The organism is Nostoc mirabile CHAB5784, from assembly GCF_020829645.1.
Taxonomy (GTDB): domain Bacteria; phylum Cyanobacteriota; class Cyanobacteriia; order Cyanobacteriales; family Nostocaceae; genus Nostoc; species Nostoc mirabile.
The window spans coordinates 1-22479 of sequence record NZ_JAIVFS010000111.1; the positions used below are offsets into that span (position 1 = coordinate 1).

Here is a 22479-nt window from a genome sequence, read left to right on the forward strand (position 1 = left end):
AAATAAAACTTCTGGTTGACAGTTTCTGATTGGTGCCAAAACTGCTGCAAGAAGTCACTCACGATTTCTCCAAATTGATTAATTTTTATCGCTTTTTAATGTGAAGAAATATTTCGCCAACAGTGTCTTCGCTATATCTACCCCCACAAGGTGAAAATGAGCGAACGGACAGTTATAAGCCACTGCGGTCTTGGGGTTTCCCCAAGTAGAGCAAGTGGCGTGCGTGGGGTATTAATTTTGAATTGATAATTTTGAATTGTTTTGACGGGGCAGGACAAATAACATCAGAATCCCAGAAGTCAGAAATAATATAGAACCATCAGCAGCTATACCACGCCACTAATAGGGATATACGTAGACCTTGTGTTGGTAATGAGGGCAAACAGCACTTGAACATTGCTCTAAATATTCTTTATCAAAGTCATCCAGGTCAAGATTGACTGAGCCTCTGTACCAGTCTTTATAATTGCGATCGCAATTTGGGCATTGCACGTTACATTTTTTCTAGAACAATTGATGGAACAGGGTGCAGTCAAGCGTTGTGGGCGAGGTCGTCCACGTTTACGCTCTTTACGATTAGTTGGAGACAAAGGTTACACAGGTCGTCGCATCCGTAATTACTTGCGCCGCCGTGGTATCCGTTTGACCATCCCAAGACTTTCGAATGAACTGCGTCGTGGTCCGTAAAGCCTTTGAAATCTACCGTCAACGCAACATTGTTGAGCGGGCTATCAACCGACTCAAACAATTTCGCCGCATCGCCACCCGATATGAAAAACTTGCTGTAAATTATACAGCCATGATCACAATCGCCTCCATTATTCTGTGGTTATAGTTTGAAAACACGCCCTAGGCTCTGAGGTGTGAATTCACCCAGGTACCGATAGGACTGGTAAAGAAAATTGTTTTTATCTACCTGATTGTATTCATCCATATAAAAATCCAGCTAGCTAAATAAATATTAGCTTAGGCGATGTGGTAAGCGCTGTTCTTAGGGGAAACCGCTTTCACTCCTATACCAATAGCATCTGCACCCAATTGGGTGGAGTGGATGGGATGAATTATTGAGCTGACGGAGGCAATACGGTTCGCATAACCCAAGATCCTCTTGAGGAAAAAGAGTTATTGGGCAATAACTCCTTCTCAAGAACTGCTCAAAACAGATAAAAACTTTGTGAACCAAGCCGCACTGTCCTGTCTCCTAAGCTAATCGTCATTTATTTTTCCAGAATGATTCGCTCCTAGTAAGAGCATCAGCCCTGCTTTTATGCAACTTAAATGCTGATTAGCTTACCTTCTTAAAACATTAATTTACCATTATTGCGCCAATCCCTTAAATTGTTACAAAATCAGCAGCAGTGATAGTGCTAGACTGCACTCCACTTAGAACCGCTAGCAGTCCATCATTACCTGTCAGCCTAATTAGGGTGTTGCTAGCATTCACACCTGTGCCCTGGGTAATCGTCAACTCCCCAAACAACAAATTTCCTGACAAGCCGAGCAAGTCTTGACTATCTTGAAAGTCAGTGATGGTGTCAATGCCTGTATCCACTACTAACACAAAGCGATCGCTACCCTTGCCACCAGTCAGGTTGTCATTGCCTTGACCACCATTGAGTAGGTCATCACCGTTACCACCCACTAGGATATCGTTGCTAACGCCCCCGTTAAGGATGTCGTTGCCGTTATTACCGTTGAGGATATCGTTGCCATTGCCCCCATTTAAGGTATCCTTAGCATTACCGCCGTTGAGTTCATCTCTGCCAGAGGTGCCATTAATGGGGTTGTTGCCATTGCCCCCGTTGATTACGGTAAGGGTGCTAGACAAATTAATGCCAACTAGAACTGGGTCATGGTCGGACGAGCGGTAGGGTGTTTCTGTGTAGAGGTCAGGTGAGGCTCCAGCTCCTTTAAATTCAAGGTTGTAATCTAAAATTCTCGGTTCGTCAGCGTTAATATGCCACTCGGTCACACCCGATACTTGAGTATCCAGGCTAGACGTGGCGAGGGCATGATCCAGGTAGCCTGACTGTCCATCAAAGACAAATGAGTAGGGATTATCTACAAATCTGTCAATTTCATCGATTAAACCGCCATTTCGTAGAACATCAATTGGGTCTTCTTGACCATAAGCATTCAAGTCACCAATGACGAGCACATCGCTATCACCTGTTGAGACTTTTAGCTCATTAACAAATCCAAGCAGTGCTTCTGCCTGTTGAACGCGGGTGAAGTTGAAAGCACCTTGCCCATCACCTTGGTCTGCATCCAAACCCGTGCCTGTTCCACTCTTAGATTTGAAGTGGTTGATCACGGGTGTGAAAGTTTCACCATTGGAGTTAAGGATAAAAGTCTGCGCTACGGGTAGGCGATTGTAAATGGCATCAGTATCGCTCAGGGATGCACCAACTGGGGTGACGACACCTGGTTTATAAATAAACGCCGTTTTGATTTCGTCAGTCCCGACCCCTGTAGCTGGGTCACGGATATAATCGTAGACTTTAGCGCCGATGTTGCCGTTGAGACTATTGACCAAATTAGCGATCGCTGAATTGGCATTATCACCATCACTTTCAATTTCAATTAAACCAACGACATCAGCATTAAGCGCTGCAATCGCACTGACAATCTTGGCATTTTGTCGCTCAAACTCAATGGCAGAATCTGCGCCGCGAGATGTAGGGAATCCGCCCCCCGCGCCATCTCCATTGAAGTAATTCAACACATTAAAGCTAGCAACTTTAATATTACCCCCTACGTTCTCTGGTGCAGAGGTGCGGGGATTAGTCTGGTTAAATACAGGTGTAACCGTTGGCTGAAGCCGATAATTGTTGAATCCGTAGCCAAGCACACCAGTCAGGTTCGTGGTCGTATCACCCGTCCGCAAGGTGTTATTGGCATTGAGGTAGGGGATAGTCGTCGGATTTTGAGTATTGCTACCATCATCCACTAGAATTCGACGGCTGTTGTTGATATTCTGCTCAACCGTGACAGCAGCTACGTTGTTTTCATCATTTTCTGTTTCAGAGGAGGGGATGTCAGTCGGATCGATGAAGTTCGTGGGATTAAACAACCGCCCCTCAGCCGATAGTACGACCTCACCAAAACGAGCCAAGTTGAAGTTCTCGGTGACGGTTAGAGTTTCCGGGAAGGTGACCAGCGTTCCCTCGTAGGGTTCCAGGCTTGTTACGGTTGCTACAGGTAAATCTACTACAGTGGGGGCAACTGTCCCTGAACCCACCACGTTTAAACTGGTCAGGCTATCGATTTGCGTCTGATTGAAGGATTCAGAAACTTTTCCTGTAACTTGTACAACATCACCCACGTTGACATCAATGCTTGAAGGGGCAAAAACAAAGATGCCATCAGAGGTTGCTGAGTTGCCGTCCCCTGTGGGGTCTTGGATGTAGAAACCGTTCAGACCCGTACTACCCTGAAAATCTCCCACCACTACACCTTCAGTGGTGTAGAATGCATTGTTGCCAGCAAAAGGGCTAGCATCGCCAGTTCCTTGAATAGTGTAGATTGGCGTTAGCATGAGGGCAACGTCGTTATCGGTTACATTAACGTTGAGATTTGGAATTGGTGTAGAGGTGTTGGAGTAGGCAGGGTCAGCACTACTGGTAATCGAGTGGGTAATTACACCGTTATGGGGAGAGCCTTCCATGTCCGCATCATTAACTGCCCTAACAGTCACTGTTTGAGAAGTAGTGTTGCTTAAGGACAGCGTTACTGAACTGAAGAAGTTTATACTATCGCTACTAATTTGCGTTTCTTCGTCTGCTGCGATCGCAATGTTTACAGCACCAGTCGGCACCGTATTCAGTGCGATCGTGTAGGTGTCAGTAGTTTCACCTGCTTCGTTGACATCTGTGCTGCCACCAAATTGGGTGATTGTCACCCCAGCAGCATTACCGCCATCAATTGTGTAGCTTCCCAATCCGTCAAAGGTATCTGTAGCAAACCCAAGCCATTGTACACTTGGTTCAAATACATCATCAGGGTTGGTATCACCCATTGTGATGCTACTCTTGCGGCGCAGTGTGTTATCTGCTGTGCTAGTTAGCCCTGTACCCCACTCAGTCCCTGGATCAACACCAATCTGACCGATTACATCAACGATGGTACCACTGCTTCCACCCTTGCGTAGGACAATCGCATCGTCGCCGTTGTACCAGGAAGCGCTACTGATTTGATCTGCCTGAGCGAGAATCGTCGCATTAGCAAGACTTTGAGCAAGGACAAATACATCCCCATTTGCTACTGTACCTGTCAAGTTGATTGTCGTAGCAGGAGCAGTATTGCCATTGAAATACATCTGCACAACGTAGCCTTCTGCCGATAAGTTGATTGCAGCCCCAGTGCTGTTGTAAATTTCAAGAGCTTTGTTGTTACTGCTGCCCTCTACATACTCGGAAAAAAACAAATCTGCCATTTGTCTCTGCCTACCTGTGATTGTGTATTAACTATTTAGTGAGGAATGGCACAAATTCATACCTGTGCCAGAACGTGCCAATTTATGTGAGGTCGCCAAATAACTATTGCGACAGAAGCTCAACATCGTTGGTTAGAAACCGTATAGCATTACGGAGTCGGAACCGCTACTCGATTACTGGGAACAATCTGTGGCTGATATGAAAACACGTCTCGGCTACGGGGATCGACGCTTACCTTGACCCATTGCACATCGTTAGTGCCGTTCGCCGCATTGTTGCCAAATGTCTCGACACGAGTGAAGTTTTCTATACGTCTACCTTGAACATCTAGAAATGGCTTGTCAATACGGAAGTAGTGCGAGTCGCCATGTACGTATGCAATCGGCTTACGGAAAGCGATCACCTGATCACGCAATGCTAATAAAAAGTCCTTGAAACCATCAGGCTGCCCATCGGTTTGCACGAGCGTCTTTGGATCACGCAAAGGCGCTCTGGTTTGGTCGGTCTGATCCCACCCTGGATTAGCTTGGGAGATCAACATCACCGCCGCCGAGTTGTTTTCTTTTGCCACTCTAAAGGTTTCTTTCATCCATGCAATATTGGCTGCATTTCGTGCTGTATACTCCGTTGAGTTAGGCGCAGTGTCACATAGATTATTACACGAACCTTGGATATTGAGTGTTGCATAAGTAACTCTGCCGACTGTCCAGCGACGGTTCTCAAGACAGGGCACTGCACCGTTGACACCAAGGCACATCTGTGAAGTCTGCACTTCCTGGGCTAGCCGACGCTGCCCTAGAGAAAAATTCGTGCTAAAGAATACTAGACGCTCGTAGTCGAGGCGTTCAAGTGAATTAAATCCACCATTTGAAGGGCGATCGCAGTCTGTCCAATCGTTGTCACCCGGTGTGAAGGCTGCTGGTGCCTCCAGAGCGTTGAAGTAGCCGAGTGCCTTGGCATACAGCGCGTTGTCGCAAAGACTGTTAGAACCGGCTTTGAGATCGCCATCATGGACACTGAAAGAAAGTTTCTGCGAATTCATGTCGTCAATTAGTCTTGTTACCCCAACCTCCTGTGCGTCCGAGTAAGGTAAATCCCCCCAAAGTCCGATCTCGTATGGCGCATTCGCGTTCTCGTTCCCTCTGGCAACCACCAAACTAGTGGTTGCAGATGCCAGGAACGGTAAAGTCAGGGCGACTAAACACACTTTACGCAGCAAATGTGTAGTAGTAAAGTGTCGTAACACTGAATAGCCAAGCTTGGTCGTCATTATATCCTCAATTATTTTTGAAATCCGTGAATGCATTTTTGACAAGTAGCTTCTGCCCATATCATTCCAGTCAGCAATTTAGACTACCGGATTATCGATGATAGAGAGGTTATGAATAGGTTATAAGTGGGATACAAGTTCGTATCTTTACGGTTACTTTCTAAGTTCGCATTTTCCGTTCAACCGAATTTTGGGAAATCCAACCCAACTTGGGTGCTTGGTATCAGCCGTTTGAGTGGCTTGACCGTGTGCCTATTGTGACTAGAAGCACACGGTCTCCAACTGGGACTATTTGTTAGCGCACAATTGCAAACACATTGCTAATGCTCAAATCCAGAATAAAAAACTAGATCAAGATTGATTTGAGCTAGTTTCTAAGCTTAGTGAGGCTGTCAGTATGGCTGATGATGAGCCATTTTGGAATAGATATTTGGGTCAGGGGCAAGTTGGTGTTAACTTTGAGGGGGCTGTAAATCCGTGGTGTAACTAGCTATCATTAAAAGTCTTATAAACTCTTTATAGTTGAACCAAAATGATAATAAAATCGGGGAAAATTAATTATTTTTATTTTCTAAGAAAGTACTAAGAAACTCCTCAAAGTTTTTTTATCTTTACTTTTGTTACCCTAGCCATCTTTACTGATTATTCTTAATTTTTTCTCTATCCGTAATCATATTTCCGTGAAATGGTATGAGCGTTCGCAGTTAAACTTATGCCTTTAGTCAACATATTGTAAGAGCTTAACCCAATGTTTAATCGAACATAACTATTCATTAAATCTTTTCCGTTAAATTCACTCCAGAACAACATACATATTTCAAACAATTTATTCTACGTTCTATTTACAACTACAAATGTTTTTAATATTAGAGAACTAAAAGTACTTGTAATAGATTTTACTGCCCATTTAGTCATAAGAGTGAATCATGTCCCGGAAACTCCGTCTCCATAACAAAACAATAGCTTTATCGATAATCCCAGGCATTAAACAACTCGTCTTGACACTCCGCGCTTAAGGGTTGCAGCAGAGGCGGTTGTGTTATCAATGTTGAGATGGATCTACCGCCTCTGCTACTTGAACTCTCCCCAACCGAATTGAAGAAGCTGCAAGATAAAAGGGCGAAAACCAAAACCAAACGACATCAGGATTGTTGATGCGCTGATGTGTCCTTATCGAATAGGTGAACGAGTGCAAATACTACTTTCAATCTCATTTTGATTTTGGAAGCGTTAGCACCTTCTGCAATATCTCGAACCGCTCTGGTACTAACCGATAGTAAATCCAAGTACCGCGTCGTTCTTTTTGGAGTAAACCTGCTTTATACAATACTTTCAGATGATGGCTGACAGTAGGTTGCGATAAACGCAGTGGCTCTATCAACTGACAAACGCAAGCTTCCTGTGCAGGTTGAACTGCAATAAAACTGAGCAACTGTAGCCGAGCCGATTCGCCCAGCACTCGAAATAAGTTTTGGGTGACTCACAGGTGCGGGATATTAAACCTGTTGAAGTCAGCACGGGGGCTTGCTGTCAATAAGGAGCCTGTCTTAGTCTATAGTTCTACGCTTATCTATCTCAGTTATTAATTTGTATCGTCCCCCTACCGCGATCACGTCGTAGATGTCATGAACACGTTGGTATCGAGTATTAGCGTCGTCATCGCCATGCCCTCCCAGGACTTCAAAAACTGCTGCAACAGCGGAAAATAGAAGGTTTCGGAAGTGATTTTGGGACTATGGACAAAGTAGTTTAAGCGCTCCATGTGGCTGCGAGCAATGCAACGTCCCTATGACTCAGGTAGGGCAACCAGTGGCTCAGACACGCACTTTGAGCTTGCAAAATGGCGGCAACATTCTCACAAAAAACTTGCAGATGTCGTTGGACTTGGGGACAAATCCATTGACTTAGTTGAGCTTGCAGTTGACGATAAAGTTAGGGGATTGACATATCGGATGACTTTTTGTGTGGAAACTTGAGCATCCCATGTCGTCCTCCGCTCTGTCACCCTTGTCTCACACTGAGATTCCCAATATATCTATTAACTCTTCAGGACTTTTCTGCACCACTAAGGGTAAGGGCAATCCATGAATTGCCCATATAAAAAGCCAAATAGGTATACAGTATAAGCGTTTTATTGATTTGAAATGGGTGGTTTATTTATGCCATCCTTTACTAACTCCTAGCGAGTTAATTAAATTTTCACCAAAAATTAGCTTTTTGTTAATTAAATCTTAATTAAAATATGTAAATTAGTCTATCTATCATAAGCTTTATATTATATTGATAAATATCGACAATTGGCTCATTCATTAGATTGATAATTAAGAAATTAAATCATAAATTATCCTTGCCTTAATTATTACTTAACTAAAAAATATTATTAATATTAATAATCATAGACATCTAAATGTCAAAAAATGGCAAATACAGTGGCTATCGAAGTTAGTAATCTCTCGAAAATTTTCAAAGGTAAGACAGCGCTTAAAAAGTTATCTTGCACAATTGATGAGGGAGAAATGGTTGCGCTTATAGGTGCATCTGGCTCAGGCAAATCTACCCTTTTACGGCATATTAATGGTTTACATATTGGAGATTCAGGGACTGTTTATATTTTTGGCTCAGTCCTACAGAGTATGGGGAAAGTACACTCTAAAATTAGGTCTTTACGAAGTCAGATAGGTTGTATTTTTCAACAGTTTAATTTAGTCAATCGGCTAACAGTTATCGAAAATGTTCTCATTGGTAACTTAGCAAGATTGTCTATTTTTCGTTCAATATTACATTTATTTACCAAAGAAGAAAAAGTCCAAGCTCTTGCTGCATTAGAGCGAGTAGGCATTCTTGAACACGCTTATAAACGGGCATCTATGCTTTCTGGAGGGCAACAACAACGAGTGGCGATCGCTCGTTGTTTAGTGCAAGGAGCGAAAATCATCCTCGCAGACGAACCAATCGCCTCTCTAGATCCTGAATCGGCGCGTAAAGTCATGGAATTGCTCGTGCAGCTAAATCGCCAAAGCGGAATTACTGTAGTCGCTTCCTTACATCAGGTTCAAATGGTGCGTAGTTACTTTGATCGAGCGATCGCTCTCAAAGATGGAGAAGTAATGTTTGATGGTGCAACCACAGAGATGAATGATCACAAACTCAATGAACTTTATGGCACAGCTGCCGAAGAACTCATTATGAGAGGACACGGTGAATTGGTAGTGTAACCCCAAAATAGAGAATTTTTACTTACATCTCACAACTAAATTTATGGACAGAAGGTTATTTATCCAGCAGGCTTCTTTGTTTACTATAACTTTGGCAAGTGCCAAGATACTTTCAGCTTGTACTTCTAATGCTGATAATAGTACCGCAGCGATTAAAGAAATTAACTTTGGTGTTCTGTCTACAGAATCTCAAGCTAATCAAAAACCAATTTGGGAACCTTTTGCTGCTGCTATGTCTCAGGAAATTGGGATTACCATAAAACCCTTCTATGTTACACAGTATGCAGCAGTCATAGAAGCTATGCGCTTTGGTAAAGTTCAAGCAGCTTGGTTAGGTGGTAAATCTTATATTGAAGCAGCAAAAATTGCTAATGCAGAAGCTTTTGCTCAAGTTATGAGTGCAGATGGCGGTAGAGGCTACTATTCTCATTTAATTACTAATAAAGATAATCCCATCACTGCGGAAGCTATAGCAGCAGGTGGCAATAAATATGTGATTCAAAATGCCGCTAAACTCACCTTTGCTTTTAATGATCCTAATTCTACCTCTGGGTTTTTAGTTCCTAGTTACTATATTTTTACTAAAAACAATGTTGACCCTAAGAAAGCTTTTAAACGCTTGATTTTTGCTGGTAATCATGAAGCCTGCGCTCTAGCTGTAGCTAATAAACAGGTAGATGTAGCTACCGTCAGTAGTGAAGCATTAAGTCGTCTAGAAAGTACTAATCCTACAGCCAGGCAGAAGATTGAAATTATTTGGAAATCACCTATAATTCCCAGCGATCCGATTGTTTATCGTCGGGATTTACCAGATGATATCAAAAAAAAGTTGCAAAACTTTTTCTACAACTACAAAGATGCTCAAGTTTTAGGGCAATTTAAAATTTCTGGTTTTGTACAGGCTGAAGATAAAAATTGGCATACAATTCGAGAACTAGAAATTGCTAAAAAAATCCAAGAGACTCAAGCTAAAGAAAATATTAGTGAGCAAGAAAAGCAGCAAACAATAGCAGAACTCAACCAGCAACTCAAAGGAATTAAATGAAATTAGATTTATAGGTAGTGAAAAGTGCGCCCACGAAATCAGATAATTACTTACGCATCTCCTAATGTAGCAGCAATGTTAGAGAAAGAAGCAAAGCTTGTGAATACCCAAAAAGTTTTGTTTCTTTTAGTGATTGCTGCTCTATTAATTTTTGCCTATAATCAAAGCGAGTTAAATTTCCCTGTACTTCTGCAACGGGGAGACAACATGGTGGAATATATACGTTCATATTTTCCGCCAGACTTTAGCGATTGGAATTATTATTTCTCAGAAACACTGGTTACTATCTCAATGGGAATTTGGGGAACTTTAATGGCTGCGACCGCAGCTGTTCCTTTATCTATCCTAGCATCTAATAATATTTGTCCAATATGGGTTGTTCAACCAACACGTCGCCTATTAGATGCTATGCGTGCGATTAACGAAATCGTCTTTGCGCTAATCTTTGTAGTTGCTGTTGGATTGGGGCCATTTGCTGGAGTTTTGGCATTATTTATTCATACTGCCGGTATTCTGGGTAAGCTATTCTCAGAAGCAGTAGAATCAATTGAGTCAGGCCCGGTAGAAGGAATTAGAGCTACTGGTGCAAGTCAGATTCAAGAAGTAATTTATGGAGTGATTCCCCAAGTAATGCCTTTGTGGACTTCTTTCACTCTCTACAGATTTGAGTCAAATGTGCGTTCTGCTTCTGTATTAGGAATTGTCGGGGCTGGCGGTATTGGCGTTTCACTATATCAAAGTTTTGGTGCATTTGAATACCAAAAAGTCTGTACAATTCTTATTATTTTGATTGTTACTACTGGTATTATTGATTTACTCTCTGCAAAGGTTAGAGGGTGGTTAGTTTAGTATGATTGCTGACTGATGACTGATGACTGATGACTGGTAAATGTTAAGTATTATCTGACTTTCTTTTAAGTGAGTTAAGATAAGCGTTTAGTTTAGGTGACAATTCATCTATAATTGGTTTGATTATATTTATTTGCTCTTGAGTCAAAATTTTTCGCTTATAAGCAAGCCTTAACCAATGCCTTGTTTCATTTAAAGAACCTCTAGCAATTTTTATAAATCTTTGATTATCCTGTAAATTATAACGACCATTCCCCTCTGCGATATTAGCACCTATACTGTCTGCTGATTTGACAATTTGTTTCCCAATTGTATCTTTTGCAAAGTAATCCCATTTCTGTACAATAAACCAAATTTCATTCGCTAGATTTTCTGATAATTGGTAAACTCGTAAATTTTGGAAGGTTTCCATAATTGTTGATCGTTGATGGTTGACGGTTGACGGTTGACAGTTGACTGCTAAACTAGCCCAAGAAAGTGTTTACCGTCACCAGTCATCAGTCATCAGTTATCAGTTATCAGTTATCAGTCATCAGCCAACCGCTAAGTCATTTTCAAAAAATAACTCCATGCGATCGCCCCGCAGTCGAGTCACCCCATATTCAATGACATTACCTGTTTCATCGACGTTCACCGACTCCGCTAACAGGATGGGTTGATTGAGGGATAGTTGTAGCCACTTTGCATCTTGAGGCTGGACTAGACGAGCAGAAACGCAGGTACTACGGCGGATATGATCGCATCCATATAGCTGCTGTAAAAACTGAGATATTGATTGCTGTTCTTGCAAAATTTTGATATTTTTCGGCTCCAAGAAATCTGGAAATCGCTTGAGGGGAAAATACCCAGTACCCACACTAATAGGTTCTTCATTCGCTAAACCTAAACGTTCAATTAACGCTACAGGCTCACCATAAGGAATCTCTAATCCTTTGGCGATCGCATCATCGGCAGGTACTTCTAAAACACGCAGCAGTTGAAACCTCACTTGCCAACCCTGTGCTTTCAACGTTTGGTTATAACGCACTCGCTTACCAATCGCATAGCGGATGGTTTTAGCCGCTACAAAAGTTCCGCGTCCTCGGTCAACTCGTAACAATCCCTCGTTTTTTAGGAGGGCGATCGCTTGTCTGAGGGTATGACGATTAACTGAAAATTGTTCTGCTAACTTGGTTTCCGTTGGTAGTCGTTCTCCAAGCTGATAAACCCCTTGATGAATGTTTTGTCGCAGTTGATCAGCAATCTGGGCATAAATCGGCATTATTTCCTTCATGTATCAATATTAGATTGTCAACTTGTCATAATTGCGTTAATCTACTTTTATCTAGATGTCTAGACAAGTTAAGAAGAGTTTAAAACAAAATACCACAAACCAACTTATGCCTACTGTGACGCAGCGACAAGCATGGATGGCAACATTAGCTAAAGCCAAGTTAGAGCTATTAGAAAAACTGGTAAAAAAATTGGTTACTTTGCCCAACTATAGCTTTTTACGCTGCCCAGAGATTGGTCTAACAATGGTGCGGGGACGCGCTGGGGGTACAGGAGAGCCATTTAACTTAGGAGAAATCACCATGACTCGCTGTGTTGTGCAGTTAGAGAGCCAAGGAGATGAAGCAATCGCTGGATTCGGTTATGTCGCGGGGCGATCGCACCTTCATGCAGAACTAGCTGCTGTTTGTGATGCGTTACTACAAACTCCAAATTGGCACGATCAGATTCAGGCTGAGGTAATTCAACCCTTGCAAGTAGAACACCAAAAGCAGCAGGAACTCAAGCAGCGTCAAGCAGCCGCCACTAAGGTCAATTTCTTCACAATGGTCAGGGGGGAAGGGTAAATCAATTCAAAATTCAAAATTCAAAATTATTAATTAATGTCAAATATAGTTACATCTTTACCTGGTTTTCAAGACTCAATTCATGATGCCCAGAGGACATTTCGGGCGTTGCTTGATGCTAATTCTCGACCGGGGACACCTTATTGGATAACTGCTGATATGAGTGTGCCTTTGGGTTTAACGCCTATTTGTGGGGCTGCTTGTTTGACGTTGCTGGATTTGGATGTTGTGGTATGGCTACAGCCAAGTTTTACAGATCAAGTGAGAGCTTGGTTGTTGTTTCATACTGGCTGTCGCTTCACACAGTACCCAGAGAAAGCTGACTTTGCCTTAATTCAAGATTTGGCAGGGTTGGAAGAATTATCTATTTTTAGCTGGGGTACAGGAGAAAAGCCGGAAGCCTCAACAACACTATTGATACAGGTGGAAAATTTTGAGATGGGGCAACCTGTGACGTTGATGGGGCCAGGAATTTTAGACCAGCAAGTGATAGCCCCGACACTTCCCGTCCATTTTTGGGACTTGTGGATGCAGAATCACCAAGCCTATCCACAAGGCATAGATGTATTTTTATTTACAGAATATGCAGTAATGGGACTACCACGCACCGCTAAACCAGAGGTGTACTATGAATCTTGAGATTCGCATTGCTACCCGTGAGGATTGGCCTCTATTGAATCAGCTTTATGCTGACATGGATGGTGAGTCACCCTTACCAAGCGATGATGTAGAAAGAATCTTGACAGAAATCACGCAAGTTCCTAACTACTACATCTATATTGCTTTTTTAAATCAGCAACTTGTAGGTACTTTCAGTCTCCTCTATGCGCCAACAATGATGCATCGGGGCTATCACAAATTTGCAGTTCTAGATGCAGTAACAGTTATTTCTCAAATGCGAGGAGAGGGGATTGGTAGCCAAATGGTGCAAGCCGCGCTGCAATTTAGTGCTGAAGCTGGATGTTATAAAGTCACACTCTCTTCAAATTTGAAACGAACTCGCACCCATCAATTCTACCAATCATTGGGATTCGAGCAGCATGGGTGGAGTTTTAAATGCTTAGTTCAACCAAGTCAGCAAATCGAAAATTATGGAAGATAAAAATATAAATAATGGAAACCTAAAAAGTTAGTTAAAACCTAAATTTCTTAATCACAAATCACAAATTACGAATTACGAATTACGAATTACGAATTAAAAATATATGCCATACGTTGCAGTCAAAGGCGGTGAACAGGCAATTCAAAATGCAGAAGCACTCCTCCAAAGTAGACGCAGAGGTGATCCTGCAATTCCTGAATTGACGCTAGACCAGATTGAACAACAACTTACCCTAGCAGTAGAACGGGTGATGTGTGAAGGCAGTTTATATGACCAGGAGCTAGCAGCCCTAGCTATTAAACAATCTTGGGGTGATTTAGTAGAAGCAATTTTCTTGTTACGAGCTTATCGGACAACACTACCCCGCTTTTATTATAGCCAGCCATTAGATACCTGCAAAATGCAGATACAGCGCCGCATTTCTGCCATTTTTAAAGATGTACCAGGAGGACAAAGGTTAGGAACTACTTTCGACTACATCCATCGCCTACTAGACTTTAAGTTGATAGCAGAAGGACAAATCCCTACAGCACCAGAAGCAGAAGCAATTACAGAATCAGTTCCGCGTGTAATTGATACTTTAGATCGTGAAGGCTTAATGCAAGCGGAAGAACAGCAGGGGAGCAGTTGTGATTCGTCATTTTCCAAGCCATTTGACCTAACTCGTCAACCATTGACCTTTCCTGCTGAACGGGATACGAGACTGCAAAATCTAGCGCGTGCAGATGAGGGTTTTTTGCTATCTTTGGCATATTCTACACAGCGAGGCTATGGCAGAAACCATCCTTTTGCGGGAGAGATTCGCATGGGGGAAGTAGAAGTGATAATTTGCCCAGAAGAATTGGGATTTGAAGTAGCGATCGCAGATATTACTGTCACCGAAGTGCAAATGGTAAATCAGTTTAAAGGTAGTAAAGAATTACCTGCTCAGTTTACCCGTGGCTATGGACTTACCTTTGGTTATAACGAACGTAAAGCGATGTCGATGGCGTTAGTAGATAGAGCAATGCGTGCTGAGGAATTAGGGGAAACAATTCAAGGCCCAGCCCAAAATGTCGAGTTTGTACTTTCCCATTCCGATAACGTTGAAGCACAAGGTTTTGTCCAACACCTCAAACTCCCACACTACATTGACTTTCAAGCGGAGTTAAATCTGGTGCGGAAAATCCGAGAGCAGCAGTTAAATAATCAATCTTCAGAGTTAACTGGTACTGCGGAAGAATCTCAGTCTTTAGAACACGGTGATTTGGTTTTGGAAGAAGCGAAATGATCAGAGGAATTAACCATATTACTTTGTCTGTCTGCGACTTAGAAAAATCTTTTAAGTTTTATACCGAAATTCTAGGTTGTCAAGCGATCGCTAAGTGGAAAGCAGGTGCTTATTTACTGGCAGGTGACTTGTGGTTGTGCCTATCTTTAAATTCCAACACACGCACAAATCCTATGGACGAGTACACTCATATTGCTTTTAGTATCCCTGAAGATAAGTTTCCAGAATATAGCGATCGCCTCAAAGTTCTAAGAGTCAAACAATGGAAACAAAATACAAGTGAAGGTGATTCAATATATATTCTCGACCCCGATCACTACAAGCTGGAACTGCATATAGGTGATTTATCTTCCAGAATTGCCGCTACTCAAAAAGCTCCCTATGAAGGCATGAAATTTTTTACTGAGGTAAGTCAGTGACAACAACTAAAAATATTCAAATATTATCAAAACCAACCAACACAAAAATTGCTATTCAAGGAGTAAATGTACTAACTTCCGATGGTTGGCTGGAAGATACCACAGTTTTAATTGAAGATGGGCAATTTACCAGCATTGATCAGGCCAGTAGTCCTAATGGATTTCATCTGGTAAATGCTCAAGGACTCCAGATGTTGCCGGGAATTATTGACTTACACGGCGATGCTTTTGAAAGGATGATTTGCCCTCGACCTGGAGTTAACTTTCCTCTACCAATAGCGATCGCAGATAATGACCGCAACCTCTTAGCATCGGGTATCACAACTTTTTATTGCTCAATCACCGACTCTTACGAACCAGGTTTACGCAGCCGAGATTCTGCCCGTACTTTAATTGACTTCATCTTAGGGGCAGGAAAACAAGTTTTAAATTGCAACCATCGCATTCATATTAGACATGAAGAGGCAAATATTGCAGGACATCAAGAATTGTGTGATTGGATGGTATCCGGTCGTGTGCATATTTTGTCTATCAACGATCACCTACCACCCCCTGGAAATCAAAAGAGATTGAGCCGATATCTCAACAGTGTGAGGCAAAGATCGTCCATGTCCATAGAAGAAATCGAAAAATTAGTCAACCAAGTAACAAAACGGCGGCATGAAGGAGACGTGCAAATAGAACAACTCGTGGATTTAGCTCATACCTACGGTATTCCCCTCGCTTCTCACGATGATGACACCCCAGAGAAGGTAATACTAAGTCAAAAACGCCGAGTAGCGATCGCAGAATTTCCGGCGACTGTGGACTTAGCTGCTCAGTCTCGTGAATATGGTGCAGCAGTTATTATGGGTGCGCCTAACTTAGTGCGTGGTGGTTCTCACTTAGGTTTGATGAGTGTCGCTGAGGCGGTAAAAAATAACGTTATCGATTGTCTTTGCTCAGACTATCATTACCCTTCCTTGTTCTATGCACCCTTCAAACTCCAAGAATTAGGCTTGATGTCTTTTGAACAAGCGTGGTCATTAGTTTCCAGCCGACCAGCAGAGGCGGCGGGGATAAGCGATCAAAAAGGTAAAATCGCTCCCGGTTTAGATGCTGATTTCCTGTTGATATCTCCTGATAATCCTTTCCCATCTGCGATCACTGCGCTTGCTGTAGGCATCGCATCTGTTTATGTAACAGGTCAAGAAGTTGCCCGATATCACATCAAATAATTATGAAACCTACTATCGAAAGCATTATTGACCTGTTCACCGAAAAGGGTTCTCAATCCTATGGTGCCGAAGCCGTCAGCCAGCTAGAACACGCTTTGCAATGCGCTACCCTCGCTGAAATATCAGGTCAAAACCATGAATTGATTACTGCTTGCCTACTCCATGATTTAGGGCATTTAATCCATAACTTGGGAGATAATCCCGCCACCCAAGGCATAGACGATCAACATGAACATCGAGCTATTTCCTTGCTACGGCAGATTTTCAGTCCAGCAGTCACACAACCAATTAGGCTTCATGTCGTCGCCAAACGCTATCTTTGCTCAGTTGTTCCTCAATATTGGGAAAGTCTCTCAGCCGCATCTAAACGCAGCTTAGAACTGCAAGGAGGCATATTTTCCCCAGAACAAGCAAAGAAATTTATTCAGCAACCTTATGCTCAAGATGCTGTGCAGTTAAGGATTTATGACGACAAAGCCAAAACTACAAATCTGCCAACACCCGATTTAAACCACTTCACCCAATTTATAACCGCCTCTTTGATCTCGCCAATAAAATGAATATTTCTCCCAATCCCCAATCCCCAGAAACAGGCTTTAACTTTGCTTATTTAGACGAGCAAACAAAACGTTCTATTCGTCGCGCCTTGCTGAAAGCCGTGGCGATTCCAGGACATCAAATTCCCTTTTCTTCCAGAGAAATGCCCATGTCTTACGGCTGGGGTACTGGTGGAATTCAGGTAACAGCTGCTGTGATTGGTCAAACTGATGTTTTAAAAGTCATTGACCAAGGAGCAGACACCACTAACGCTGTTAATATTCGTCGCTTTTTTCAAAAAGTTTGTGGTGTAAAGACAACAGAACGCACACAAGAAGCAACTTTAATTCAGACTCGCCATCGCATACCCGAAACACCACTACAGGAAGGACAGATTTTAGTTTACCAAGTACCGATTCCCGAACCTTTGCGCTGGCTAGAACCCTCATCTGTAGAGACAGGCAAAATGCACGCCCTAGAGGAATACGGAGCTATGTATGTCAAGCTGTACGAAGACATCACCACACATGGACATATTGCTACATCCTACGACTATCCGGTAATGGTGCATAACCGCTATTTGATGAGTCCTAGTCCGATCCCACGCTTTGATAATCCTAAAATGCAGATGAGTCCGGCATTGCAATTATTTGGTGCAGGGAGAGAAAAACGCATATATGCAATTCCACCTTACACCAAAGTTAAAAGCCTCGACTTTGAAGACCATCCCTTTACCATAGAAAAATGGGATAAAGTTTGTGAGTTATGCGGTTCTAGAGAAAGCTACTTAGATGAGGTAGTGATTGACGACCAAGGTGGGCGAATATGGATCTGTTCAGATACAGACTACTGTAACAATTCAAAAGTAAAAATTTAAAACCGATGAAACCTCTTTTACAGGTTCACCAACTGAGTAAATCTTACGGTGCAATTAAAGCCTGCGATCACATTTCTTTTAATCTCTTTCCTGGGCAAGTTCTCGGTATTGTTGGAGAATCAGGTTCAGGTAAGTCTACCTTGCTGAGTGTGATCGCTAATCATATTGCTGTTGACAAAGGTAATGTTACTTATACTAGTAGTAGCAGTGAAGACTTAGAAGTTTTTCAACTTGCGGAAGCTAAACGGCGATTGTTGATGCGAACCGAGTGGGGCTTTGTGCAGCAAAATCCCCGTGATGGTCTACGAATGAAGGTCAGTGCAGGAGCGAATATCGGCGAACGCCTACTAGATATTGGAATGCGACATTACGGCAATATTCGGGATGAGGCTGCCCATTGGCTACAACAAGTAGAAATTGACCCAGCCCGGATAGATGATCTGCCAATCCATTTTTCTGGAGGGATGCAACAAAGATTACAACTTGCTCGTGTATTGGTGACGCGTCCTCGGTTGATATTAATGGACGAACCGACGGGAGGGTTGGATGTGTCGGTGCAAGCGCGGTTATTAGATTTGTTGCGATCGCTTGTTCGCAATTTTAACCTCAGCGTGATTATAGTTACCCACGATATCGGCGTAGTCAGACTGCTGGCACACAGATTATTAGTTATGCAACAAGGACAGGTGGTGGAATCAGGTTTAACTGACCAAGTACTTGATGATCCACAACATCCATATACTCAATTACTAGTCAGCGCCGCTTTAACACCATGAGTTTCTTAACAATGCAATTATTAACCGTTAATCATTGTCCAGTAAAGTTTTCCAGCCAAGCACTTTTGCAAGTTGAGAATTTGCGAAAAACTTTTACTCTGCATCAGCAAGGAGGCATTAATCTATCGGTGTTAGAAGGAGTATCTTTGAGCGTTAATGCTGGAGAATGTGTCGCTCTTTCTGGAGCATCCGGCAGTGGGAAATCTACCTTTATGCGCTGTTTATATGCTAACTATCGCGTTGATAGTGGTTCAGTCTGGATAAAGCATCAGGAAGATTGGGTTGATTTGTGTCAACTCGCTCCCCACGAAATTTTAGCAGTCCGGCAGAAAACCATTGGATATGTCAGCCAGTTTTTAAGAGTAATTCCCAGAGTGCCAGCCTTAGAAGTCGCCGCAGAACCACTGTTGGAATTAGGGGTAGATATAGAGGTTGCACATAACAAAGTTAAAGACTTATTTCATCGCCTCAACCTCTCAGAACGACTGTGGCATCTTTCCCCCACTACCTTTTCTGGAGGCGAAAAGCAACGGGTAAATATTACTCGTGCTTTAGCAGTTGATTATCCCATTTTGCTATTGGATGAACCAACTTCAGCCCTAGATGCTACTAATCGCCAAGTAGTCATTGAACTGTTGCAAGAGAAAAAAGCTAAAGGCTGTGGCTTAATTGGCATTTTTCACGATGAAGAAGTGCGATCGCAACTTTGTAACCGCGAATTAATCTTTGGTAAGGATAACTGAACCATGAATGAACAGATTTACACTAACTATCGTCTGCAACTACCAGATCAAGAACTGCTAGGTACTTTGGTAGTGCGAGATGGATTGATTGCTGATATTCAACCAGGGATTGTGAGTTATGGTCAAAATGGTCAGGGAGATTATCTATTACCAGGATTGATTGAGTTACACACCGATAATCTCGAACGCTGTATGTCTCCCCGTCCTGGTATTCGCTGGCCTTTAGAAGCCGCAGCAGTTTATCATGACCGAGATTTAGCTAGTGCGGGAGTCACAACAGTATGTGATGCGATCGCGATTGGCGATATAGCAACTGGCTCTCCTCGCTTAACTAACTATGCACCGATGATTGATGTCATCTCGCAAGGACAAGCCGCCGGACGTTTTTGTGTGGAACATCGCATTCATCTGCGCTGTGAACTGGCTTTTGACAAGGTTTATGAGATTACAGCACAATACGCAGATCATCCTCTTTTATCAATGATTTCGCTGATGGATCATACTCCCGGTCAACGGCAGTTTATCCGGTTGGACAAGTTTAAAGAGTATTACATGGGTAAATACGGTGTTACTCCGTTCATTTATAGCCAGTTGTAGAGCCTTAACTGAACTCTGTTGAGCGCTGTTGTGACTTGAAGAAGATTTTGGACAGGATGTCCAAGTTTACCTGACAAAAACGTCCAAAAAATAACATAAAGGAAAGCTAAACTGCTCAAACTATCTCTCTGTATACAAGATAAAGGTTTTGCTCCCTAGCGATGCTTACGGCAGCAAGCGATCGCAACGTTAGTAAGTTATCCAAGTTTAAGGGAAAAGTTGGCTAGGAGTAGCATTTATACGGATTTGCGTCCATGTTCTTCTCCCATTTTTGTTACTATGTCCATTTTCTTTATCCAAAAAAAGCGATCACTTGATTAATGCCTTAACGAAGTTTTAGGTATTTCAGCTTACAACTTGTCCAACTTCTCCTTCCAAAAGCTGTCCAAAATCTTCTTAAAATCACAGCTTCAGAGCAAGGCATACTAGTTTAAGTTTAGTATTTCACTTTCATTGCCAGAGCGATCGCTTCTCCCAATCAAGCGAGGAAATTGCCCCATCGCAACTATCTAATTTATTGAAAAGTAGCCTGGATATCTTGCAAATTACCCTATTTACCAGTACAAAGCCCGTAGGCTTACTAAAAATCATCTGGTCAACCCAATGAATAAAATCTTGTTCCTTTGTACAGGCAACTACTACCGCAGCCGCTTTGCTGAACATCTATTTAATTGGTTAGCTACAAAACAAGGGTTAGATTGGCAGGCTGACTCCAGAGGTTTGGCACTTGAGAGAGGTATTAACAATGTGGGAGCAATTTCTCGGTATGCGCTTGAGGCTTTACCCGCATTTCTCACAAGCTTTGCGATCGCCTATCTCGTAATCTTTACTCAAAACCGATTTCAAGCCTTTTTCGCGGCTAATAATTTTAGCACAGTGCGAAACACATAAATCTAGGTTTTATAAGACCAGGACTTACGCAAAGGCAACGTACTTTCGTCATTGCAAGCGTTGCGTACTCCTTCGGAGACGCTCCGCTCGCAATGACTAATCATCGCTGCGTAAGTCCTGAAGGCTTTGAGAGATGTGGTGATAAATCCGGGTTTAGCAGTGCGCTTGGTGAACTTACCTGATAATGAACGGTTTCCCAAGCCAGCAAGTGAGCCAGATTTTCAAGCCGCTACTAGGATTATTGCCCTAGATGAATTTGAACACCGTCCACTAATGAATGAACGCTTTCCCCAATGGACAGATGTGATTGAATACTGGTTAGTTCACGATATAGATAAAACCTCTGCATTAGTAGCCCTTGGGCAAATTGAAAAAAAATTACTCCAACTTATAGAACAACTGGCACAAAGTTAGTAAATAGGCGATCGCGTGCCTAACTTTTTAAGAAAAAGATTACCGATTTTGTTGGTTGACATTCATTCGTGAGAGGTTAAGACAAAATCATTTTTGTCAATTAGTAATATTACTGCAAAATTGCTAAAATAGTAAGTATTAAATTAATGTTTCTACTGAATTTTGAGGCAAGAATGAATGATGTTTTTAAATGTGACGCGATCGCTAGCCCAAAAATTCTGTTGAATAACCGGATTTTCAGCATAGTTTTAAGTACTATTACTTATTGACAAATGCTCTACAGCCTTAACCTCTCACTGATGGTTGACATTAAGAGTGAGGATGTTTCAACCTACGAGCGCCTACACAATGTCCTAACCAACTATGCAGTTGACAATCCCGGACTGTTCACTACTTACACCAAAAACGCCTCTGGTGGCTACGACACGCAAAAGGGAGCGGTTAATGTCATCATCTCAGGTAATCGACCACGAGATTATATGCTCTCTCAGGATTTGCGCTACGCCGCCTATGATGGTCGTGCTGACGACATAGGCAAAGGGATAGCACCTGAATTTATCCCCCTAATCAGTGGCAACTGGAACACTTTCTTTAATAGCGATCTGGCTTGGGACGGTCTTGGCACCATCCCTGATGACACCAAGGCAGCCCTAGACGATATCGTGGCTCAGGTACATGGTGAGAACAAAATCTTGCGCTTCTGGAATCTGCCTATTGATGCACCCAGTGTTTGGGGGCCGCTCTACGATGCTAATGTTGACCTGATTAGGGACTTCCAGAGAATAAAATATACAGCCAATAAAAATGATAATCATTTTCATAGGAGAGAGGGGTTGCCGACGGCAACCCCTCTCTCCCCCAATAAATATGCAAGACAAATGTCTGCACAAAGATAGTTCTTAAATGCAGTGAACAGAATTGACATCGATTATTTTGGCGCTTTTAACCTTTTGAAAATTACGTTACTCCACAACAAATATCAA

At 42.4% G+C, this 22479-nt stretch carries 23 protein-coding genes and 1 pseudogene; 18 read left to right on the forward strand and 6 right to left on the reverse strand.

Annotation, left to right across the window (positions count from 1 at the left end):
* Positions 1–664 precede the first annotated feature (664 nt).
* A complete protein-coding gene (locus LC653_RS37275; RefSeq protein ID WP_229500231.1) occupies positions 665–835 on the forward strand; it encodes a transposase in 171 nt (56 codons plus the stop codon).
* A 498-nt stretch (positions 836–1333) separates the two neighbouring features.
* Here LC653_RS37275 and LC653_RS37280 read toward each other — a convergent pair whose 3' ends face one another.
* From LC653_RS37280 to LC653_RS37295, 4 genes and pseudogenes are all read right to left on the reverse strand, one after another.
* Positions 1334–4435 (reverse strand): ExeM/NucH family extracellular endonuclease, encoded by a 3102-nt coding sequence (locus tag LC653_RS37280; RefSeq protein WP_229500234.1) that lies wholly within the window; start codon positions 4433–4435, stop codon positions 1334–1336.
* A gap of 149 nt (positions 4436–4584) precedes the next feature.
* Positions 4585–5706, reverse strand: coding sequence for a hypothetical protein (locus LC653_RS37285; protein ID WP_229500236.1), 1122 nt, complete (start codon positions 5704–5706; stop codon positions 4585–4587).
* Between the two features lie 1210 nt (positions 5707–6916).
* On the reverse strand, positions 6917–7165 hold the full coding sequence (locus LC653_RS37290; RefSeq protein ID WP_229500238.1) for an ArsR/SmtB family transcription factor: 249 nt from the start codon (positions 7163–7165) through the stop codon (positions 6917–6919).
* Between the two features lie 171 nt (positions 7166–7336).
* Positions 7337–7626: pseudogene (locus LC653_RS37295) on the reverse strand (IS4 family transposase); the annotation flags it as partial.
* Between the two features lie 497 nt (positions 7627–8123).
* On the opposite strand from LC653_RS37295, the gene phnC reads away from it, so the two are divergent.
* The 3 genes from phnC (at position 8124) to phnE (ending at position 10815) form a co-directional block, all read left to right on the forward strand.
* On the forward strand, positions 8124–8921 hold the full coding sequence (gene phnC / locus LC653_RS37300) for a phosphonate ABC transporter ATP-binding protein (RefSeq protein WP_229500239.1): 798 nt from the start codon (positions 8124–8126) through the stop codon (positions 8919–8921).
* 43 nt (positions 8922–8964) lie between these two features.
* Positions 8965–9966 carry a phosphonate ABC transporter substrate-binding protein gene (gene phnD, locus LC653_RS37305; protein ID WP_229500241.1) on the forward strand — a complete coding sequence of 334 codons (1002 nt, stop codon included), beginning with the start codon at positions 8965–8967 and terminating at the stop codon, positions 9964–9966.
* Between the two features lie 75 nt (positions 9967–10041).
* A complete protein-coding gene (gene phnE, locus LC653_RS37310; RefSeq protein WP_229500265.1) occupies positions 10042–10815 on the forward strand; it encodes a phosphonate ABC transporter, permease protein PhnE in 774 nt (257 codons plus the stop codon).
* A gap of 43 nt (positions 10816–10858) precedes the next feature.
* Here the strand turns inward: phnE and LC653_RS37315 are convergent, their stop codons facing one another.
* Together LC653_RS37315 and phnF are read right to left on the reverse strand one after the other, a co-directional pair.
* Entirely contained in the window at positions 10859–11227 is a 369-nt protein-coding gene (locus LC653_RS37315; protein WP_229500243.1) for a four helix bundle protein, read from the reverse strand.
* A 120-nt stretch (positions 11228–11347) separates the two neighbouring features.
* Positions 11348–12076: a phosphonate metabolism transcriptional regulator PhnF gene (gene phnF / locus LC653_RS37320; protein ID WP_229500244.1), complete on the reverse strand. Its 729-nt coding sequence runs from the start codon at positions 12074–12076 to the stop codon at positions 11348–11350.
* A gap of 118 nt (positions 12077–12194) precedes the next feature.
* On the opposite strand from phnF, the gene phnG reads away from it, so the two are divergent.
* From phnG to LC653_RS37390, 14 genes are all read left to right on the forward strand, one after another.
* Complete coding sequence (gene phnG, locus LC653_RS37325) at positions 12195–12653, forward strand: phosphonate C-P lyase system protein PhnG (RefSeq protein WP_229500267.1); 459 nt, start codon at positions 12195–12197, stop codon at positions 12651–12653.
* A 36-nt stretch (positions 12654–12689) separates the two neighbouring features.
* Positions 12690–13292: a phosphonate C-P lyase system protein PhnH gene (gene phnH / locus LC653_RS37330; RefSeq protein ID WP_229500246.1), complete on the forward strand. Its 603-nt coding sequence runs from the start codon at positions 12690–12692 to the stop codon at positions 13290–13292.
* Entirely contained in the window at positions 13282–13755 is a 474-nt protein-coding gene (locus LC653_RS37335; protein WP_229500247.1) for a GNAT family N-acetyltransferase, read from the forward strand. Before phnH ends, LC653_RS37335 begins: the two co-directional genes overlap by 11 nt.
* A 103-nt stretch (positions 13756–13858) precedes the next feature.
* Positions 13859–15025 (forward strand): carbon-phosphorus lyase complex subunit, encoded by a 1167-nt coding sequence (locus LC653_RS37340; RefSeq protein WP_229500248.1) that lies wholly within the window; start codon positions 13859–13861, stop codon positions 15023–15025.
* Positions 15022–15444 (forward strand): fosfomycin resistance glutathione transferase, encoded by a 423-nt coding sequence (gene fos / locus LC653_RS37345; RefSeq protein ID WP_229500250.1) that lies wholly within the window; start codon positions 15022–15024, stop codon positions 15442–15444. Before LC653_RS37340 ends, fos begins: the two co-directional genes overlap by 4 nt.
* Positions 15441–16661 (forward strand): alpha-D-ribose 1-methylphosphonate 5-triphosphate diphosphatase, encoded by a 1221-nt coding sequence (locus tag LC653_RS37350; protein WP_229500251.1) that lies wholly within the window; start codon positions 15441–15443, stop codon positions 16659–16661. The genes fos and LC653_RS37350 overlap by 4 nt, the downstream gene beginning before the upstream one ends.
* 2 nt (positions 16662–16663) lie before the next feature.
* Positions 16664–17221, forward strand: coding sequence for a phosphonate degradation HD-domain oxygenase (locus LC653_RS37355; protein WP_229500253.1), 558 nt, complete (start codon positions 16664–16666; stop codon positions 17219–17221).
* Positions 17218–18075 (forward strand): alpha-D-ribose 1-methylphosphonate 5-phosphate C-P-lyase PhnJ, encoded by an 858-nt coding sequence (locus tag LC653_RS37360; protein WP_229500254.1) that lies wholly within the window; start codon positions 17218–17220, stop codon positions 18073–18075. The genes LC653_RS37355 and LC653_RS37360 overlap by 4 nt, the downstream gene beginning before the upstream one ends.
* A gap of 5 nt (positions 18076–18080) precedes the next feature.
* Positions 18081–18851, forward strand: a complete 771-nt coding sequence (gene phnK / locus LC653_RS37365) for a phosphonate C-P lyase system protein PhnK (protein ID WP_229500256.1) — start codon at positions 18081–18083, stop codon at positions 18849–18851.
* Between the two features lie 11 nt (positions 18852–18862).
* Positions 18863–19594 (forward strand): phosphonate C-P lyase system protein PhnL, encoded by a 732-nt coding sequence (gene phnL / locus LC653_RS37370; protein ID WP_229500257.1) that lies wholly within the window; start codon positions 18863–18865, stop codon positions 19592–19594.
* A 3-nt stretch (positions 19595–19597) separates the two neighbouring features.
* Positions 19598–20191, forward strand: a complete 594-nt coding sequence (locus LC653_RS37375; protein ID WP_229500259.1) for an amidohydrolase family protein — start codon at positions 19598–19600, stop codon at positions 20189–20191.
* A gap of 603 nt (positions 20192–20794) precedes the next feature.
* On the forward strand, positions 20795–21082 hold the full coding sequence (locus LC653_RS47610) for an arsenate reductase/protein-tyrosine-phosphatase family protein (RefSeq protein ID WP_372478273.1): 288 nt from the start codon (positions 20795–20797) through the stop codon (positions 21080–21082).
* Positions 21083–21217: 135 nt separating this feature from the next.
* Positions 21218–21496, forward strand: a complete 279-nt coding sequence (locus LC653_RS37385) for a hypothetical protein (RefSeq protein WP_229500261.1) — start codon at positions 21218–21220, stop codon at positions 21494–21496.
* 299 nt (positions 21497–21795) lie between these two features.
* The gene (locus LC653_RS37390; protein ID WP_229500263.1) at positions 21796–22392 is read left to right on the forward strand and encodes a PI-PLC domain-containing protein; all 597 of its coding nucleotides are present in this window, start codon (positions 21796–21798) and stop codon (positions 22390–22392) included.
* Positions 22393–22479: the final 87 nt, after the last annotated feature.

Coding starts and splice junctions, on each gene's coding strand:
- LC653_RS37275 (WP_229500231.1), top strand. CDS start 665: ATGAACTGCGTCGTGGTCCGTAAAGCCTTTGAAATCTACCGTCAACGC.
- LC653_RS37280 (WP_229500234.1), bottom strand. CDS start 4,435: ATGGCAGATTTGTTTTTTTCCGAGTATGTAGAGGGCAGCAGTAACAAC.
- LC653_RS37285 (WP_229500236.1), bottom strand. CDS start 5,706: ATGACGACCAAGCTTGGCTATTCAGTGTTACGACACTTTACTACTACA.
- phnC (WP_229500239.1), top strand. CDS start 8,124: ATGGCAAATACAGTGGCTATCGAAGTTAGTAATCTCTCGAAAATTTTC.
- phnD (WP_229500241.1), top strand. CDS start 8,965: ATGGACAGAAGGTTATTTATCCAGCAGGCTTCTTTGTTTACTATAACT.
- phnE (WP_229500265.1), top strand. CDS start 10,042: ATGTTAGAGAAAGAAGCAAAGCTTGTGAATACCCAAAAAGTTTTGTTT.
- LC653_RS37315 (WP_229500243.1), bottom strand. CDS start 11,227: ATGGAAACCTTCCAAAATTTACGAGTTTACCAATTATCAGAAAATCTA.
- phnF (WP_229500244.1), bottom strand. CDS start 12,076: ATGCCGATTTATGCCCAGATTGCTGATCAACTGCGACAAAACATTCAT.
- phnG (WP_229500267.1), top strand. CDS start 12,195: ATGCCTACTGTGACGCAGCGACAAGCATGGATGGCAACATTAGCTAAA.
- phnH (WP_229500246.1), top strand. CDS start 12,690: ATGTCAAATATAGTTACATCTTTACCTGGTTTTCAAGACTCAATTCAT.
- LC653_RS37335 (WP_229500247.1), top strand. CDS start 13,282: ATGAATCTTGAGATTCGCATTGCTACCCGTGAGGATTGGCCTCTATTG.
- LC653_RS37340 (WP_229500248.1), top strand. CDS start 13,859: ATGCCATACGTTGCAGTCAAAGGCGGTGAACAGGCAATTCAAAATGCA.
- fos (WP_229500250.1), top strand. CDS start 15,022: ATGATCAGAGGAATTAACCATATTACTTTGTCTGTCTGCGACTTAGAA.
- LC653_RS37355 (WP_229500253.1), top strand. CDS start 16,664: ATGAAACCTACTATCGAAAGCATTATTGACCTGTTCACCGAAAAGGGT.
- LC653_RS37360 (WP_229500254.1), top strand. CDS start 17,218: ATGAATATTTCTCCCAATCCCCAATCCCCAGAAACAGGCTTTAACTTT.
- phnK (WP_229500256.1), top strand. CDS start 18,081: ATGAAACCTCTTTTACAGGTTCACCAACTGAGTAAATCTTACGGTGCA.
- phnL (WP_229500257.1), top strand. CDS start 18,863: ATGCAATTATTAACCGTTAATCATTGTCCAGTAAAGTTTTCCAGCCAA.
- LC653_RS37375 (WP_229500259.1), top strand. CDS start 19,598: ATGAATGAACAGATTTACACTAACTATCGTCTGCAACTACCAGATCAA.
- LC653_RS47610 (WP_372478273.1), top strand. CDS start 20,795: ATGAATAAAATCTTGTTCCTTTGTACAGGCAACTACTACCGCAGCCGC.
- LC653_RS37390 (WP_229500263.1), top strand. CDS start 21,796: ATGGTTGACATTAAGAGTGAGGATGTTTCAACCTACGAGCGCCTACAC.